The sequence below is a fragment of the Undibacterium sp. Ji42W genome (assembly GCF_049340405.1).
Taxonomy (GTDB): Bacteria; Pseudomonadota; Gammaproteobacteria; order Burkholderiales; family Burkholderiaceae_D; genus Undibacterium.
This window is the reverse complement of the sequence record NZ_JBMPOV010000005.1, coordinates 65,336-81,951: the sequence shown is the minus strand read 5'-3', so window position 1 is coordinate 81,951 and position 16,616 is coordinate 65,336. Positions and strand designations below refer to the sequence as shown.

The 16,616-nt window shown below is 51.8% G+C and carries 12 protein-coding genes; 5 read left to right on the top strand and 7 right to left on the bottom strand.

The features are described from left to right. Complete coding sequence (locus tag ACO0LG_RS12400; RefSeq protein WP_423026724.1) at positions 1-891, bottom strand: dienelactone hydrolase family protein; 891 nt, start codon at positions 889-891, stop codon at positions 1-3. A 201-nt stretch (positions 892-1,092) separates the two neighbouring features. Between ACO0LG_RS12400 and ACO0LG_RS12395 the strand changes: the two genes are divergently transcribed. Continuing rightward, complete coding sequence (locus ACO0LG_RS12395) at positions 1,093-1,218, top strand: hypothetical protein (RefSeq protein ID WP_423026722.1); 126 nt, start codon at positions 1,093-1,095, stop codon at positions 1,216-1,218. Between the two features lie 119 nt (positions 1,219-1,337). After that, complete coding sequence (locus tag ACO0LG_RS12390; RefSeq protein WP_423026720.1) at positions 1,338-2,150, top strand: phosphate/phosphite/phosphonate ABC transporter substrate-binding protein; 813 nt, start codon at positions 1,338-1,340, stop codon at positions 2,148-2,150. A 71-nt stretch (positions 2,151-2,221) separates the two neighbouring features. Here the strand turns inward: ACO0LG_RS12390 and ACO0LG_RS12385 are convergent, their stop codons facing one another. From ACO0LG_RS12385 to ACO0LG_RS12375, 3 genes are all read right to left on the bottom strand, one after another. Then, complete coding sequence (locus ACO0LG_RS12385) at positions 2,222-3,745, bottom strand: acyl--CoA ligase (RefSeq protein WP_423026718.1); 1,524 nt, start codon at positions 3,743-3,745, stop codon at positions 2,222-2,224. A 64-nt stretch (positions 3,746-3,809) separates the two neighbouring features. Then, the gene (locus ACO0LG_RS12380) at positions 3,810-4,811 is read right to left on the bottom strand and encodes a 2-dehydropantoate 2-reductase (protein ID WP_423026716.1); all 1,002 of its coding nucleotides are present in this window, start codon (positions 4,809-4,811) and stop codon (positions 3,810-3,812) included. Then, positions 4,808-5,596 carry a fumarylacetoacetate hydrolase family protein gene (locus tag ACO0LG_RS12375; protein WP_423026714.1) on the bottom strand — a complete coding sequence of 263 codons (789 nt, stop codon included), beginning with the start codon at positions 5,594-5,596 and terminating at the stop codon, positions 4,808-4,810. Before ACO0LG_RS12375 ends, ACO0LG_RS12380 begins: the two co-directional genes overlap by 4 nt. Positions 5,597-5,802: 206 nt before the next feature. On the opposite strand from ACO0LG_RS12375, the gene oxlT reads away from it, so the two are divergent. Then, entirely contained in the window at positions 5,803-7,083 is a 1,281-nt protein-coding gene (gene oxlT / locus ACO0LG_RS12370; protein ID WP_423026712.1) for an oxalate/formate MFS antiporter, read from the top strand. 326 nt (positions 7,084-7,409) lie between these two features. Beyond that, positions 7,410-8,117 carry a DUF72 domain-containing protein gene (locus ACO0LG_RS12365; protein ID WP_423026710.1) on the top strand — a complete coding sequence of 236 codons (708 nt, stop codon included), beginning with the start codon at positions 7,410-7,412 and terminating at the stop codon, positions 8,115-8,117. A gap of 37 nt (positions 8,118-8,154) precedes the next feature. On the opposite strand, the gene ACO0LG_RS12360 is transcribed toward ACO0LG_RS12365, so the two are convergent. The 3 genes from ACO0LG_RS12360 to ACO0LG_RS12350 form a co-directional block, all read right to left on the bottom strand. Further along, positions 8,155-11,964, bottom strand: a complete 3,810-nt coding sequence (locus ACO0LG_RS12360) for an ATP-binding protein (RefSeq protein ID WP_423026708.1) — start codon at positions 11,962-11,964, stop codon at positions 8,155-8,157. A 134-nt stretch (positions 11,965-12,098) separates the two neighbouring features. Next, entirely contained in the window at positions 12,099-13,052 is a 954-nt protein-coding gene (locus tag ACO0LG_RS12355) for a sulfonate ABC transporter substrate-binding protein (protein WP_423026706.1), read from the bottom strand. 52 nt (positions 13,053-13,104) lie between these two features. Further along, on the bottom strand, positions 13,105-14,148 hold the full coding sequence (locus tag ACO0LG_RS12350) for a LacI family DNA-binding transcriptional regulator (protein ID WP_423026704.1): 1,044 nt from the start codon (positions 14,146-14,148) through the stop codon (positions 13,105-13,107). Between the two features lie 210 nt (positions 14,149-14,358). On the opposite strand from ACO0LG_RS12350, the gene ACO0LG_RS12345 reads away from it, so the two are divergent. Next, positions 14,359-16,614 carry a TonB-dependent receptor gene (locus ACO0LG_RS12345; RefSeq protein WP_423026702.1) on the top strand — a complete coding sequence of 752 codons (2,256 nt, stop codon included), beginning with the start codon at positions 14,359-14,361 and terminating at the stop codon, positions 16,612-16,614. Positions 16,615-16,616 lie beyond the last annotated feature (2 nt).

Below are 16,616 nucleotides of genomic sequence, written 5' to 3'. Positions count from 1 at the left end.
TCAGGCTCTTAAATTGGTCTTGAGAAAATCAAGCGTACGCTGCCATGCCAGTGTTGCCGCGGCCTGGTCATAACGTGGCGTCGTATCATTATTAAAGCCATGCTGGGCACCGGCATAAACAAAAGCCTGGTATTTGACGCCAGCCTTATTTAGTGCGGCCTCATATTTTGGCCATCCAGCGTTGACACGTTCATCCAAGCCGGCGTAATGGATGAGTAGAGGGGCTTTGATTTTTGCGGTATCCTCCTCTGTCGGTTGTCCACCATAGAAAGGGACAGCGCCAGCAAGATCGGGGATTTTGGTCGCGAGGAAATTGGAAATACTACCTCCATAGCAGAAACCAACGACACCAACCTTGCCATTCCCTTCTGGCAGTTTTTTCAAGATCGCTGCGGCCTCTATAAAATCAGCACGCGTCTTGGTCTGATCAAGTTTGGGGAAGAGTTCGCGGGCTTTTTCTTCATCACCGGGGTAACCGCCCAAGGGTGCCAAAGCATCTGGCGCAAAGGCGATAAAGCCTTCCAGTGCCAGACGGCGGGTGATGTCTTCTATGTGCGGGTTCAAGCCCCGGTTTTCATGCACGACCAGCACCGTAGGCAATTTGCCTTTCGCATCTGCTGGCGTGACCAGATAACCGCGCAAAGTGCCATAACCCTGTGGCGATGGATATTCAACATAGCGCGCCTGTATGCGCACATCCGTCTTGGGCACTTGTTGTGCTTGGGCAAAATTAGGACTTAACTGCTGCAGCAATACCTCTGCCGTTACCGCACCGACGGCAAACTTACTGGCCGACTGCAAAAACCCACGTCTGTCGATTTGTCCATGGACATACTGGTCAAACAGTTGCAATACTTCTGGCTTGAAATCATCTGAGCTTTGATGGGGCATCTCATTCTCCTGAGTGATATTAAGTTTGTCGGGCTTACTTGAATAGGGGCAACAGACATGGCAGTCAGAACCTGACATGACTATGCTGACAGTCGCTAAAGCCTTTGCATCATATTACTGATTTCACATCGACGCATCGGCATCTTTTCCATTGCTGGATATTGTATAGCCACTTCAAGCTCATTTTTAGCAATATGCCAAGTGAACTCACAAAGCGCCAAGATCAAACTTTACACGGCAGAACGCCTGTCATTGGCAAATGCGGCCAGCGATGAAACCGCACTCCATTTCTTTCGCAAGAAAACGCTCGCCAATTCAAATGGTTGAGATCATTTCGATAGTCTTCGATCTTCTGACGAAATTCCAGAAAAAGTTGCGTGTTTATTAAATTCAATTACAATACTAGCAATTACTTACCCTCAATGCTCTTTATCTGGATTTCATCCATGCTTTCCCTACGTGTTTTTCTCCTGATTTCTCTTACCCTCACAGCACAGGCAAGCAGTGCGCAGGACTGGGTACTCGCGGTCAACGAAGGTGTGACCTATCAGGATGGCAGCCCCATCTCTGAGCGTTTTAAGCCACTAGTAGATTTACTGGAAAAAGAACTCAAGCATGCGGTCAAGGTACAAGCCGTGGACAGATACAGCAATTTTGAAGCAGGTCTGGACGCTGAACGCTATGACCTGGTATTCATTCACCCTGCCCATATAAGCCTGCGCGCAGTCAAGAGCGGTAAGTATGTCGGTCTGGTCAGCGCCAAGGACTATACTGACTATCGTGCCCGCGTGTTCGTCAAGAAGGATTCTTCAGTAAAAACCATTGCTGACCTGCGCGATAAAAAAATTGGGGTGCCATCGTTGGAGTCCATCACTACCGTCATGTTCACGGCCAACCTGACTGAGCTTGGTTTTCGCGACCCTGCTTCGCGTTTTAGCGCTACACGCTTTCAGGATGCCGTACCCTTCATGGTGGAAAATGGCTTCGTTGAAGCTGGTGTCACTGGTTCAGGCGCAGTTGCCAAAGACTGGGTTGCCAAGGGTGGTCGTGTAATAGGCGAAACCAAGCCTGTCCCTATCAAGCAATTCCTGGCATCCAGAAGGTTGACGAGTGAGCAGCGTGAAAAAGTACAAAACCTGTTGCTCAAGCTTAGTGAAAATGATGCTGGTAAAGCAGCCTTGAAAGGCATCAACATGAAGGGCTTTGTACCTTGGGACAGTGCAGTGATGGCAGATGCCACCAAACGACTTGGCCTGTAAATAATTGGACGCAAACAAAAGGGGCGCAGATCAGATCTGTGCCCCTTTTGCTTGTGCAGCCAAACTACTTTTTACAAACCCAGCTTGGCAGCAAGGCCTATGCGCTGCAGCTTTCCGGTAGCGCCCTTGGGTATTTCATCCAGAAATAAAATCTTGCGTGGTATCTTGAAGTCTGCCAGGCGTACAGCGGCAAATTCGCGCAATTCTTTTTCTGTGGCTGTTGTGCCTTCACGCAGAACCACGGCAGCACCGACTTCTTCACCCAACTTCTCGTGAGGAATGCCAAAGGTAACAACCTGCTGTACCGCAGGATGATCCATGAGGATTTCATCAACTTCACGCGGGGAAATTTTCTCACCGCCACGGCTGATGATTTCCTTCAGGCGGCCAGTGATGCTGAGGTAGCCATCGACATCCATAATGCCCTGATCACCAGTGCGGAACCAGCCATTGGTATACGCCTCTGCATTGGCTTTGGGGTTATTTTCATAGCCTGCCGTCACATTCGGGCCACGGATAACGATTTCACCTGTCAGGCCACGCTCCAGCAAATTGCCGTCCACATCCATGATAGCGACTTCAGGGCCGGCGGCAATGCCAACGGAGCCAGGTATGCGCCTGGCGGGTGGCAACGGGTTACTGGCCATCTGGTGTGCTGCCTCTGTCATGCCATAGGCTTCTATCAAAGGGGTCTTGAAAGCAGCTTCGAGCTCACTGATGACTTGGGGTGGCATGGCTGATGATGACGAGCGTATGAAGCGCAAGGGATTGGCCGCAATCACTTCATGATTTTGCGCTGCCCGCGCAACGATGGTCTGGTGCATGGTCGGTACGGCGGTGTACCAGGTTGGCTTGGCCTCAGTCATCCAGCCAAAGAATTTCAGGGCATTAAAACCTGGCGTACAAAAGATGCTGCTGCCCGCTGACAAGGGAGCCAGCAAGCCTGCGATCAAGCCATGGATATGAAACAGCGGCATGATATTGAGGCCACGGTCAGCCGCAGTTAATTGCAGGTTGTCGCGTACATTGCAACCCGAAGCGCAGATATTGATGTTCGACAGTGGCACGATCTTGGGGCGTGACGTGGTGCCCGAGGTATGCAGTATCAGGCCTATATCTTCAGGCGCAGCAGGGCCAGGGGTAAAGGATGCACCGGCAGGCTGAGGATTGACCTGGGTCAGGGTGAATGCACCTATGCCCTCTTCACTGGGTGTGAGTTCCAGTACCTGTATCTTTAGCTTGTCGGCGATAGCCAGCGCAGGTGAAGTACTACCCTTCTCCACCACCAGCGCTTTGGCATGCAGGTCAGAGAGATAAAATTCAAATTCATCCGCACGGTACACCGGGTTCAGCGGTGCCGCAGTGGCAGCCGCAGCGATGCTGACAAAGGCGCTGGCCATTTCCGGGCCATTCGGCAGGACGATAGCCACCCTGTCCTGGCGGCCTATACCAAAGCTGTTCAGGGCGGCCAGGGTCTTTTGCTGGTTGGCGCGCAGGCCGCGATAAGTCAGCGGCTTGGCACCAGGCGCCTGCAATGCAATGGCGTCGTCAGCGCCAACGGCGAGTAATTCAACGAGTGTGGAAAATCTTTGCATGATTGCTTTCTATGATTAAAATAAAGCACGAAACCTGATAGATCATTTTCAGGCATTAAATCACTCATTGCTGTATACGCAGTTTGCCATTCTGCTCATGTACCGTACGTGCCAGCAGCGCTGTCATTGCATACACCGCTTCTATATTCGGCGTAGGCGTATTAGTGATACTGCCCATTTCTATGACGGTACCCACCAGCGCCTCAAGTTCTATGGGGCGGCCAGCTTCAATATCCTGCAACATGGAAGTCTTGTGTTTGCCAACAGCGGCAGCGCCAGCGATACGCTTGTCTATGCTGACCTTGAAATTCACGCCCAGCTTTTCACCTATCGCCTGCCCTTCACGCATCATGCGCGCGACCAGTTCACGCACTGGTGCAAATTCGCAAATATCCACTAGTGTTGCATGGGTCAGTGCACTGATGGGATTGAAGCTCAGGTTACCCCACAGCTTGAGCCAGATTTCTGAACGGATGTCAGACGAGATCGGGGTCTTGAAACCCGCCACTCGCAAGGCATCCGCCAGCGCCCGTATGCGTGGCGTATCGCTGCCATCAATCTCGCCCAGTGAAAAGCGGTTACCTTCTATGTGCTTGATGACGCCAGGTGCGATGATCTCGCAGGCTGGATAGATGATACAGCCTATGACTTTATTCACATCGATATTGGCAGTTACCACACCACCAGGATCAACGGCTTCTACCCTGCGCCCTTCATAGTCACCGCCATGCTTTTGGAAATACCACCAGGGCACACCGTTCTGCGCTGTTACGACGATGGATTCTGGCCCCAGTAAGGCGGGTATGTCGGCAGCCACTACCGCGACCTGATGTGCCTTCATGCCAAGGATGACGACATCCTGCACCGGCAAATCGGCAATGCGGTCTGTAGCGAAGATGTTTGCCACATGTTCGCTGCCATCATCCATGATCAGTTTCATGCCGTTTTCACGCACGGCCTGCAAGTTGCCGCCGCGTATCACCACACTGACCTCATGCCCTGCCAGCGCAAGTTTGACTGCCAGGAAGCCGCCAATCGCACCTGCACCTACTACCGCTATCTTCATATATTTTTATCCTCAAGACTGTCAAAACTATTCCGCAAACTGCCTATGCCGTTTATCACAATTTCTACCACCTGGCCGCTACGCATGGGGCCAGCGCCAGTTGATGTGCCGCAGGCAATGACATCGCCCGCAAACAATGTCATCTCGCGTGAAATCATGCTGACGATCTGTGCCGGATTAAAGATCATATCGCGGCAGGAATAATTTTGCCGCTCCTTGCCGTTTAACAATGTTTTGACCGTCAGCGTTTGTACGTCCAGCCCCGTGGCGATCACGGGGCCGAACACACCAAAACTGTCGCAACTCTTGGCCCTGCACCACTGGGCGAAGCTGGTATCACGTTGTAATAATTCCAATGCTGTCACATCGTTGACACAGGTATAACCGAAAATACTGGCAGCGGCCTCGTCTTCGCTGACATTGCTACAGGTCTTGCCTATGACGATACCCAGCTCGCCCTCGTACAGGATTTTGCCTTCGTATGCGGGTGGACGTTTGATGATGCCATCGTGCGGGAGGTAAGCGTTGGAGGTCTTGATGAAATACAAAGGTTCGGCAGGAATCGCCTGGCCCAGCTTGTCAGCCAGCTCGTGGTAATTATTCCACAGGCCTATCATTTTTGAAGCCTGGCTGGGCGTGAGCAGGCGCACTTCATTCAGTGCCAGTGTCTGGCCTGTGGGTATGGGGTTCGTGAATAAATCTCCTTCGCAAACAGTGATGATGCCAGCCTCAAGGCTACCAAAGCCAGACTGATTTTCATGTTCAAAGCGTAACCAATGTGTCATATCGATAAGGTAGAGAGCGGAATTAAATTCTTAACAGATAAGCATATGCTAAAGGTATTTTTGTTAAATAGCTTTAAATGCCTTATGATAGTCTAGTCGAATCGGCTAGCAAATTCGACAAAATTTTTTGCATATGATTCTGTATCTCCAGTATGGCTCAGCATTGCTTCTATTCACCTCTCAGAATTTGATTAAAGGACAGGCGCATGACTCCGGAAATATCCCTCAAGCCAGAACTTCCTCTGGTAGAAACCGCCTCGCAGTACCGCTGGCTACAATTATTGCTAGGCATCATCTGCATGGCAATGATCGCCAATTTGCAATACGGCTGGACCTTGTTTGTTGATCCCCTCGATCAAAAATACCATTGGGGTCGCAAAGCCATACAGGTTGCATTTTTCATCTTCGTGCTGACCGAGACCTGGCTGGTGCCGGTAGAAGGCTATCTGGTTGATAAATTCGGCCCCCGGCCTGTCGTGATGGTCGGTGGATTGCTGATTGGTCTGGCCTGGATCATGAACTCCTATGCGGATTCTCTGACGATACTATATCTCGCTGCAGCAATCGGCGGTATTGGCGCTGGTGCGGTATATGGCACCTGTGTAGGCAATGCGCTTAAATGGTTTCCTGACCGTCGCGGGCTGGCAGCAGGCCTGACCGCCGCCGGATTTGGCATGGGGTCGGCGCTGACCATCATTCCTATTTCAGCCATGATCAAGAACACTGGCTATGAATCAGCCTTCCTGTATTTTGGCCTGGGCCAGGGCCTGGTTGTATTCTTGCTATCCTTCTTGTTGAGCACACCAAAGACTGCCCCGACCAGAGCAGCACCAGCGTCACGTATCAGCCAGACCAAGGTAGATTTCACCTGGAAGCAAATGATCAAGACGCCGGTGTTCTGGGTCATGTACCTCATGTTCGTCATGATGGCTGCTGGAGGCCTGGTCGCCACAGCACAACTGGCCCCCATCGCCAAGGATTTCAAAATTGCTGACATTCCGGTATCGCTGATAGGCTTCACCTTGCCTGCGCTGACCTTTGCCCTGTCACTGGACCGTATTTTCAACGGCATTACCCGCCCCTTCTTTGGCTGGGTGTCCGACAATATCGGTCGTGAAAACACCATGTTTATCGCGTTTGCGATGGAAGCAGTGGGTATCTTCGCACTCAGCATCTTTGGTAAAGACCCTGTCCTTTTCGTCTTGCTGACTGGCCTGGTATTTTTTGGCTGGGGTGAGATCTACAGCCTCTTCCCTTCCACTTGTGGCGACACATTTGGCAGCAAATTTGCCGCAACCAATGCTGGTCTGCTGTACACCGCCAAAGGTACTGCATCCCTGCTGGTGCCACTGTCTGTGTATGTAGTAGAAGCCTATAAAGGCTGGCACGAAGTGTTCTATATTGCCGCAGGCTTGAATGCCCTGGCCGCCATCATGGCGCTGGCTGTGCTCAAACCTATGCGTGCGCGGATGCGTAATTTGCAGTAAGCATTGATAATTTACTGAGAGTTTGAAGAAGCCGTGGTAATAGTGGTGAAGCAGAAACCACTTTTACAGCGGTTTTTTTACGCCTGCATGCAGGCGGATCTCAGCAATACCACGCACCTCATTTTCTCTTACATCATTTTCAGATAAAGCTGGTATGTAGAGTGGGCGCAACATATTAAGATTTAATTTTAGCTTTCTTGCTTATCTCTATGAAACAGGCAATTGCATCCCGTCTTATTTGCGCCTGTGCAGGTTGGAATGTACCTGGGCAGATAAATGCAGACTTAGTACAACAATTTCCGTCTTTGCTCCAGCTGGAGGATGCGTTGAATGCATCAAAGAGTAAAGGTCCTGCACTAACGCATTTGCAACGCTATGCGCAATTCCTGGATGGCGTTGAGATCAACTCTTCTTTTTACCGCCCGCATCAAGCTGCTACCTATACACGTTGGCGCGCGAGTGTTCCCGATGAATTTCGTTTTTCTGTCAAGCTCCCAAAAGCGATCACGCATATTCTGCGTTTAAGAAATTGCGATGTGGAATTGCGGAAATTTGTGATGGAAGCTGCACACCTGAAGGAGAAATTAGGATGCCTGTTAATACAACTTCCTCCCAGCCTGTCTTTTGATTATCAAATCGCGCAAAGGTTTTTTGGCTTGCTGAAGCAACTCAGTCATGCCCCGCTTGCGCTGGAACCACGTCATGCCACCTGGTTCCAGGCTGCAGCATTTGATCTGTTGTTTGAAAATGATATCTGCCTGGTGGCGGCCGATCCGGGCATTGCCAGCTATGAAGTGCTGCAGGAAGATTTCCCACTGACTTCATCCAATGCGTATTTGAGGTTGCATGGCAGTCCACAGATGTACCGTTCAAGTTATGACCCGGCTTTTCTGGACAAGCTATCGATACGCATTGCCGCATTATCGGCACATTGCAAGCACATCTGGTGCGTGTTCGATAATACGGCAGAGGGGGCGGCGTTTCCTGATGCTGTTATTTTGCAGCGTCAACAAAGGCGTATCACAGGCCGATAGTAACGAATTTAAACAACGTGACATCTACCTGCGATGGCTATAACAAGGCATTAAGCTTGGCAATATCCAGTGGCTTGACAAAATGTTCGTCAAAACCATGCTCAGCCGCACGGCGGCGGTCTTCACTTTGACCATAGCCGGTAACAGCAAACAAACGCAATGATGGTCCGCCAGGCAGTTGGCGCAAACGCTCAGCAAGTTCATAGCCATCCATGCCGGGCAGACCGATATCGAGCAGGCAAACCTGCGGTTGAAATGCTGGTACTAGTTGCAATGCAGCCAATCCGTTAAGCACCACCTTCACCCTGTGCCCTTGAATTTCAAGCATATCCTGCAATACATGGGCAGCGTCTTCGTTGTCGTCGACAATCAGGATACTCAGCGCCTTATGATTCACGATTGCTGTCTCGGGTACCGATGCCGATGTAGCCTCAGGCACCGTTGCGTCCAATTGCTCATAGGCAGGCAAACGCAATGTGAACGTGCTGCCCATGCCCAGGCCATCGCTATGCGCCTCGACACTGCCACCATGGAGTGCCATCATGCTGCGCGCAATCGCCAGCCCCAGCCCCAATCCGCCTTGCGACCGGCTCAGGGCCTGACGTTCCTGTACAAACAAATCAAAAATAGTCGGCAAGGTGCTGCCGCTGATGCCTATGCCATTATCACTGACAGTCAGCAGCACCTGAGTGCCCTGTCGCTGTGCGGCAATGCGCAACTGGCCTCCCTGCTCAGTATATTTGGCCGCATTGCTGAGCAAATTGGCGATGACCTGCCTCAGGCGGACGGGATCTGCCTGCACAAGCAAACCGCCCGAAGCGACATCAACGCTCAGATGATGGAGCTTGCCTTCGATCAAAGGGCTGATCGTCTCTATCGCATTTGCCACCACCTCGCCGACCTCAATGACTTTTTTGCGTAATTCAATCTTGCCCTGGGTAACGCGCGAAACATCCAGCAAATCGTCCACCAGCGCCACCAGATGTTGAACCTGCCGTTCTATTACGGCGCGCTCTTTTTGAGCCGCTTCTACACCACGCAGACGCATCAGTTGCAAGGCTGTGACAATGGGAGCCAAAGGATTACGCAACTCATGCCCGAGCATGGCAAGGAATTCATCCTTGGCAAGACTGGCAGCTTCTGCCGCACGCTTGGCACTGCTTAACTCGGTGACCTCGAACACCACAGCTGCCACACCTTCTATGCTGCCATCTTCAGCGCACAGCGGCTGATAGACAAAATCAAAATAGCATTCGACTTGCTGCGGCGGACTACCGCGCACCAGATCAACCCGCACTGAGCGCCCCATATAGGGCACACCGGTTGCATACACCTCATCCAGCAACCCGAATATTTGTTGCCCCTCAAGTTCAGGAAATGCCTGACGTATCGGTAAATCTATCAGCGCGCGGTGGCCCACCAGTTCCAGATAGCGCTCATTCGCTAACTCGAACACATGCAGCGGCCCTCTCAGAATAGCGATGGCGACAGGTGCCTGGCTGAAAATAGCCTGCATGCGCCGCGTCGCGCTTTTTTCTATGGTACGCACGCGCTGGCGCAGCAATAGTGCATCTATCCGTGCCAGCAATTCGCGGCCTGAAAATGGCTTGACCAGATAATCACTGGCTCCCGCCTGCAAACCTTCCAGACGCGCCTCTTCGCCAGCACGGGCGGACAGCAGCAATACTGGCAATTCATGGGTTGCTACGCCTGCACGCAAAGCTGCCAACAAACCAAAACCATCCAGTTGCGGCATCATGACATCTGAGACTATCAGGTCTGGCATCTGCTGCTTTATAGCGGCCAATGCCTCTACACCGTTGGCCACAACCTCGATTTGCCAGCGCGGTTTCAGCAAACGGCTCAAATAATCACGCATGTCAGTATTATCGTCAACAATCAGCACACGCTCTGACGATGCCGGAGCCGGCAGTACCTCTGGCTCAGGTAATACTGGCAACAAGGGCACGCCTATCCACCCCGCTGCCTCGTCCACATAAGCCCTGGTGGTCGCATGACTGGTGCTGGCTTGTGGCGACTGACGAATCTGCGACGGATTAAGATGGGCACTGCCGATAGGCAGGTTGATGTGGAAGCAGGTACCGCGTCCAGGCTCACTATCGACCCATATCTCGCCGCCTTGCAGTGCCACCAGGTCATGCACCAGAGCCAGGCCTATGCCCGAACCTTCATGCGTGCGCGAACGGGCGCTTTCTATCCTGTGAAAACGTTCAAACAAACGGGGTAACTGATCAGCCGCAATGCCTATGCCAGTATCGGCAATAGTCACGGTGACTGTGCCCCGGTCCGGCGCTGCCCGCATGCTCACCGTGATCTGACCTTCAAAAGTGAATTTGAAAGCGTTCGAGAGCAAATTGAGAATAATTTTTTCCCACATGGCGACATCGACAAAGACTGGCGCCGGCAATGGTGGACAATCTACAGCGAGTTGCATGCCAGTACTCTCCACCGTCGACCGAAAGCTGCTGGCCAGGTCTGTCGTGAGTGCTGCCAGATCAGTAGGTTCGAAAGCGGCCTGGGCACGGCCTGCTTGCACCCGTGAAAATTCAAGCAGGGTATTCACCAGCTTTTGCAGCCTTACCGCATTGCGTTGCATCAGTTCAAGACGCTGGCGCTGTGCTGGCGGCAAGTGATCTGACTCTTCCAGTGCCTCTTCCAGTGGTGCGAGCATCAAGGTCAGTGGCGTGCGGAATTCATGGCTGACGTTACTGAAAAACTGTGTCTTGGCCTGATCAATCTCAGCCAGCATATCCAGCCGAAAGCGCTCTTCCTCAGCCGACCTGGCATTCTGGATAGCATTCCCGCATTGCGTGGCAACCAAGTCAAAAAAACTGCGGTAATCATGATCCAGTTTGCGCACAGGACTGATACCCACGACCAGCACACCGACTGTCGTACCCGAAGCAAGCAACGGCAATATCAATGCCTGACATACTGGCTGTCCTGCAAGGCCAGTTGGCAGAGCCTGCACTACAGGCAACTCAAGCTTATGCGATGCTCCTTCGGTCATACTGGCCGAAACGGCGCGTTCAAGCATGAGTGAAAGGGAGACTTTGCCAACAACGGCATCGTCACCTTCCTCTGGGTCAGGAGCAATAATGGCAGGAACATCTTCAACAGCGATCCCGGTTGCCTGCCAGAGTTGCGGCCCTGTGGCCACTGCTTGCTGCCCTGGCGTTTGATAATTCAGGTACAACAGTGCAAACGGGACATCATCTGGATTGCCCGCCAGGACCGCGATAACGCTGTCCGCAGCAGCGCGCACGGTTTTTTCCAACAAGGACCTAGCGGCCATTTCTGACAACGTCCGCAAACGGCGCGCATTCAAGTGCTTTGCGGTGACATCAAGATTAGGGCAAAAAAGGCCAGCGACATTGCCTGACTCGTCACGGATGGGGCTATATGAAAAAGAGAAAAAATTCTCTTCCAGAAAATCCCCACGGTTCATGAACAAGCGCACACTGTCTGCATTGGTGGCTTCACCCAAAGCAAACACGCGATTGGCCAACGGGCCGCAAATATCCCATATTTCTGACCAAATCTCGGCCGCCGGCAGACCCAATGCCTGTGGATGCTTGGCCAGGCTAAGTACATCGATATAGGCATCATTGTAGAGAAAAGCGATATCTTCCCCCCAACCTATCCACATAGGCTGGGGCGAACTCAGTATCAGGCTAACAGCCGTTTTAAGGCTCTGCGGCCAGCCAGAAATTGGACCCAGTGATGTCTTTGACCAGTCACGCGAGGCAATCAGGCTACCTAACTGACCTGGGGCACTGAGAAATTTATGCTCTTTAAGAACGGCGGCAATTTGATCGCTGTGCATGGCGAAGACCTGCGTAAATGGTAACTTGCACAGGATATCATTTTTTAATATTTCTTCACCTGATGCATATCCGATTTGCCACAGACAAACCGGATATGCATGAACTGAGATGTGACAGTCACTTCAGGTGCCCGTCAGTTACCCGCCTTGGGCACCCATAGCCAGGCTTTGTCACTGATCCTGACCGCTTTTGGTATCAATTTATTTTGATAAAACAGGTCAGCAATTTCCTGCTGGCGGCTGACAATCGCAGCACTCACAGGCATGACGCCATAGCGGCTACGCTGCTGCCAGGTAGTGATCACTTCCAGTGGCATGCCTAACTGGCCAGCGATGGTGCTGGCCAATTGTTGTGGATGCTGGTTGGCCCACACGGCGGTAGCGGCAAGCTCTGCAAGAATGGCATTCAACGCTTGCGGATTTTTTTCCACCAGGCGGCGTGATGCCTCATAAAAACTATTGGCAGGCAGCAGCCCCTGATGATCTGCCAGCACCCTGACAGGCAGACTATGCTGTACCGACGCCAGGTAAGGGTCCCAGACTATCCATGCATCGATATTGCCACTGACAAAAGCAGCGCGCGCATCTGCCGGTGACAGGTAGATGGGCTGTATGTCTTGCATACCCAGGCCCGCTTTGCGCAAGGCTGCCAGTATCAATAAGTTGGAACTGGAACCTTTTTGAAACGCCACCTTCTTGCCCTTGAGTTCAGCAACCGTCATGATCGGTGAATCTTTAGGCACCAGGATAGCCTCACATGCTGGCGAAGAGGGTTCTGCTCCGACATACAACAAATCCACGCCCGCAGCCTGAGCAAATATAGGAGGTGGCGCACCGGTCAAACCAAAATCGACATTCCCTGCATTCAAGGCTTCCAGCAATTGCGGTCCTGCCGGAAACTCTATCCACTTCACCTGCAACTTTTGTGCAGCAAGTGTCTTTTCCAGCGTGCCCTGGGCTTTCAGGATGGATAGCAAGCCACTGCCTTTTTGAAAACCGATGGCAATCAGCTTGTCGTCTGCAGCGAGTGCAGGCAGGCTGGTTAGTAAAATAATTTTGACCAAAATAAAAAGAGACAGTTTTTTCATACATCACTTTCGAGTTCACTACTTGATAAATGTAAATACATTTGAATTCAGGCTAAGCGCTTTCGCGTTCCAGCATTTCACATTGCAAGAGATTCAGCCTTTGTACCTTGTCACTGGCCGCTACTTCACCCAGGCTTTGCAAAATGCGCAGGGCAGCAATTTCACCTATCTCTTTTGCAGGCGGACGTATAGTAGTCAGACTGGGCAAGAGCATCGATGACATCGCGTAGTCACCAAAACCCACAATCGCACATTGCTCAGGCATGCGTATGCCCGCTCTTTGTCCGGCCAGTATGGCCGAGGCTGCCAGATTGTCATTCGCAAAAATGATGGCTTCGGCAGCATTGCGCTCGCGCGTGGCCAGGGCTTCCATCGCTTGTTTGCCTGCGTCAAAAGGTGTGGCAGCAGTAGGCAAAAAGAACCAGGGTTCCAGCCCCGCTTCGCGCATGATGCAGGCATAGCCATCGCGTCTGTCGATGGCACTCTCATCACCGGCAACGCTGTTTTGTACAAAGGCGATTCGTTTATAGCCTTTCTTGAGCAAGTAGCGTGCAGCCTGCTTGCCGACCTCTTCGTGTGAAAAACCAACCTGCATGTATTTGCGGCGTGGCTGGTAATCCCAGGTTTCTACTACCGGGATATTGGCGGCATTGAGCAATTGCACAGTGCCCTTTGTATGGTATTGCCCCGTCACCACCAATGCAGCGGGTGACCAGCCCAGGAAAGTGCGGACTGCGGCTTCTTCCTGCTCAACAGAAAAATAACTCGATGCCAGCAACAATTGATAGCCATGCGCAGTCAGCACATCGCTAAAGCTCTGTATGGTATGCGCAAAAATTGGCCCCGAGATATTGGGAATGACCATGCCAACAATGCGCGCATGCGCAGACTTGAGCCCACCTGCGGCCAGGTTGGGCAGGTAGTTCAGGCTTTTCACTGCAACGGCGATGCGCTGGCTGAGCGTAGCCGACACCAGCGCAGGCTGCTTGAAATAGCGTGACACCGTAATGGAACCCACTCCGGCAACCCGCGCCACATCATGAATAGTTGCCCGGCCAGAACCGCGACCCTGGCGTACTTTATTTTCTTTATTCATCTCTGCATATTTTTAAAAGACATATCGATGATTGTTTTAATTCTTTGACGAGATGCACAGGCATCACAGAAACTAAATAAGTGGTATCGATACCATCGAATTCTAACAGCGGCTGTTACATGAACAAAGTTGCATTTAATTCGATGCTTATTACCAATTCGACTAAGCCAACGAAGTGACTACAAAAAAGTTTCAATCAAAGGAAAGCGTATGAAAGTCAATGCAAAAAACAAATTGTCGCAACAGCGACGCTATCAGCAATTGGGCATCGTACTAGCGGGTGCGGCGCTGAGCATGGGTACGGTTGCTGCGGAAGAAAGCAGCCCGCGTTCTTCGGCCGATGAACAGGCGACACTATCATCAGTCACCGTCACGGCAACCAGGCGCGAAGCTTCTCTACGCTCAGTACCGGTGGCCATTTCTGTCTTGAATGGCGACTTGCTAGAACAGGCTAACCGCAACAGCATAGACAGCATTGTTGCTGAATTGCCGAGTGTGAATTTTCGCCAGCAGGGTGGCAATAAAGACTCGACGATTTTTGTACGCGGTATCGGTACCATCTCCACTTCTCCGGGTGTTGAACCTACGGTTTCTACCGTGGTGGATGGCGTGGTATATGCCCGCCCCGGCCAGGCGACGCTGGACCTGCTCGATATAGACCGCATAGAAGTATTGCGCGGCCCGCAGGGTACGCTGTTTGGTAAAAATGCATCTTCAGGTGTGTTCAATATCCTCAGCCGGAAACCTTCTAAAGAAACCACGGGTTTCATTGATGCCTCTTATTTTGAAGGCAATGAAAAACGCCTGCGCGCCGGCATCTCCGGCACACTGGCTCCCAATTTATTGAGTGCATCATTCACTGCACTGGATAGTTCTTATGAAGGCAATGTTGATAACCTGAGTACGCAAAAGAAGGTGAATGGCTACGACCGCCAGGGTGCGCGCGCCAAGCTTCTGCTGACGCCGAATAATGACCTGGACATCAGTATAATTGCAGATTACCTGCGTTCGACCAGTTCACCGACCTACGTAGTACTGCAATCGACCAATGCCCCACTGCTACAGGCAATTTCACCGGTCAGGCCGGGCCTGGACAATCGACAGGTTGTGTATGATCTGCCAAATGCGATTACTGATTTCAATAAAGGGTTATCGGCACAGGTGGATTGGCGCAATCAGGGCTATACCTGGACATGGATTACTGCTGCAAGACAGTGGGACAATGAACAGCACACCACGACCTCTGCGATAGGCAACAGTGCAGATATCACGCGCATCAATGCTGCCTTTCCAGCCACACGCGATATAGGCACGCTGCACTTCAGCCAGTTTTCACAGGAATTGCGGCTGGCCTCACCAAAAGATGCCGCCTTTGAATATGTGGCTGGTGCCTACTACCTGCATGGCAAGGATGAAGAAACTTATCAGCGCATCGTGACTACTTCACCAAGCGCCATCAATTACGGCTATGCGCCTTACAGCGTAAAAACTGACAGTTATTCCCTGTTTGGCGAAGGCAATTATAAATTCAGCCCGGACTGGAAACTTCTGGCTGGCCTGCGCTGGACGCGGGATGAAGTGGCCTATGAACATGCGCGCATATCTACCCAGACTATTGCCTTCCCGGGTGTACAACCAGCGACTGCCAATGCAGGTTCCACCACAGAAAGTGCATTTTCAGGCCGCATAGGTGTGCAATTTGATGTAAGCAAAGATATCAGCAGTTATGCGACCTTATCACGCGGCTACAAGGGGCCAGCATACAACGTATTTTTCAATATGCTCAGCCGCGACACACTGGCCTTGAAGCCAGAACTGTCAGATTCATTTGAAGTGGGCATCAAGGCCTTGCTGCTGGACCGCAAACTCAGCTTTAATGTTGCGGCTTTCCAGACCAATTATTCCAATTACCAGACCAATTTTTATGACACCGTCGCAGGTGCCGTTGTCACCCGCCTCATCAATGCAGGTGAAGTATCTACCCGTGGTGTGGAACTGGAAGTGGAAGTCAGGCCAATACCGCGCCTGAACCTGAGCGCATCACTGGCTTATATCGATGCACGCATAGACCAGTTCAATTGCCCCGCCGCTGCAGCAGCGTCCTGCAACCTGAATGGCCAGACCTTGCCGTTTTCACCGAAGTGGAAATCCTTTGCCCGCGCCAGCTACGCCATACCGCTCAGTAATGGTTTGCAGGTGGATGTGGCAAGCGACTTTAGCTGGCAAAGCAAAGTGCAGTATGACTTGTTCCAATCGACAACGACCATACAGGGCAGCGTCGGTTTATGGAATGCCAGCGTGGCATTGTCGGCACCAGACAATGGCTGGCGGCTTGCTTTGATCGCGAAGAACCTGGGTGACAAATCTTATGCGACCAATCTGGTGAATGGCACCAATACAGTCACGCGCGCAGTACCGCGTGATGACCAGCGCTATTTTGGTGTCAATCTCAGGAAGGACTTCTGAGC

Bases quoted from the DNA above. Each gene is read 5' to 3' on its own strand.
- ACO0LG_RS12400 (WP_423026724.1), bottom strand. From the start codon at position 891: ATGCCCCATCAAAGCTCAGATGATTTCAAGCCAGAAGTATTGCAACTG.
- ACO0LG_RS12390 (WP_423026720.1), top strand. From the start codon at position 1,338: ATGCTTTCCCTACGTGTTTTTCTCCTGATTTCTCTTACCCTCACAGCA.
- ACO0LG_RS12385 (WP_423026718.1), bottom strand. From the start codon at position 3,745: ATGCAAAGATTTTCCACACTCGTTGAATTACTCGCCGTTGGCGCTGAC.
- ACO0LG_RS12380 (WP_423026716.1), bottom strand. From the start codon at position 4,811: ATGAAGATAGCGGTAGTAGGTGCAGGTGCGATTGGCGGCTTCCTGGCA.
- ACO0LG_RS12375 (WP_423026714.1), bottom strand. From the start codon at position 5,596: ATGACACATTGGTTACGCTTTGAACATGAAAATCAGTCTGGCTTTGGT.
- oxlT (WP_423026712.1), top strand. From the start codon at position 5,803: ATGACTCCGGAAATATCCCTCAAGCCAGAACTTCCTCTGGTAGAAACC.
- ACO0LG_RS12360 (WP_423026708.1), bottom strand. From the start codon at position 11,964: ATGCACAGCGATCAAATTGCCGCCGTTCTTAAAGAGCATAAATTTCTC.
- ACO0LG_RS12355 (WP_423026706.1), bottom strand. From the start codon at position 13,052: ATGAAAAAACTGTCTCTTTTTATTTTGGTCAAAATTATTTTACTAACC.
- ACO0LG_RS12350 (WP_423026704.1), bottom strand. From the start codon at position 14,148: ATGAATAAAGAAAATAAAGTACGCCAGGGTCGCGGTTCTGGCCGGGCA.
- ACO0LG_RS12345 (WP_423026702.1), top strand. From the start codon at position 14,359: ATGAAAGTCAATGCAAAAAACAAATTGTCGCAACAGCGACGCTATCAG.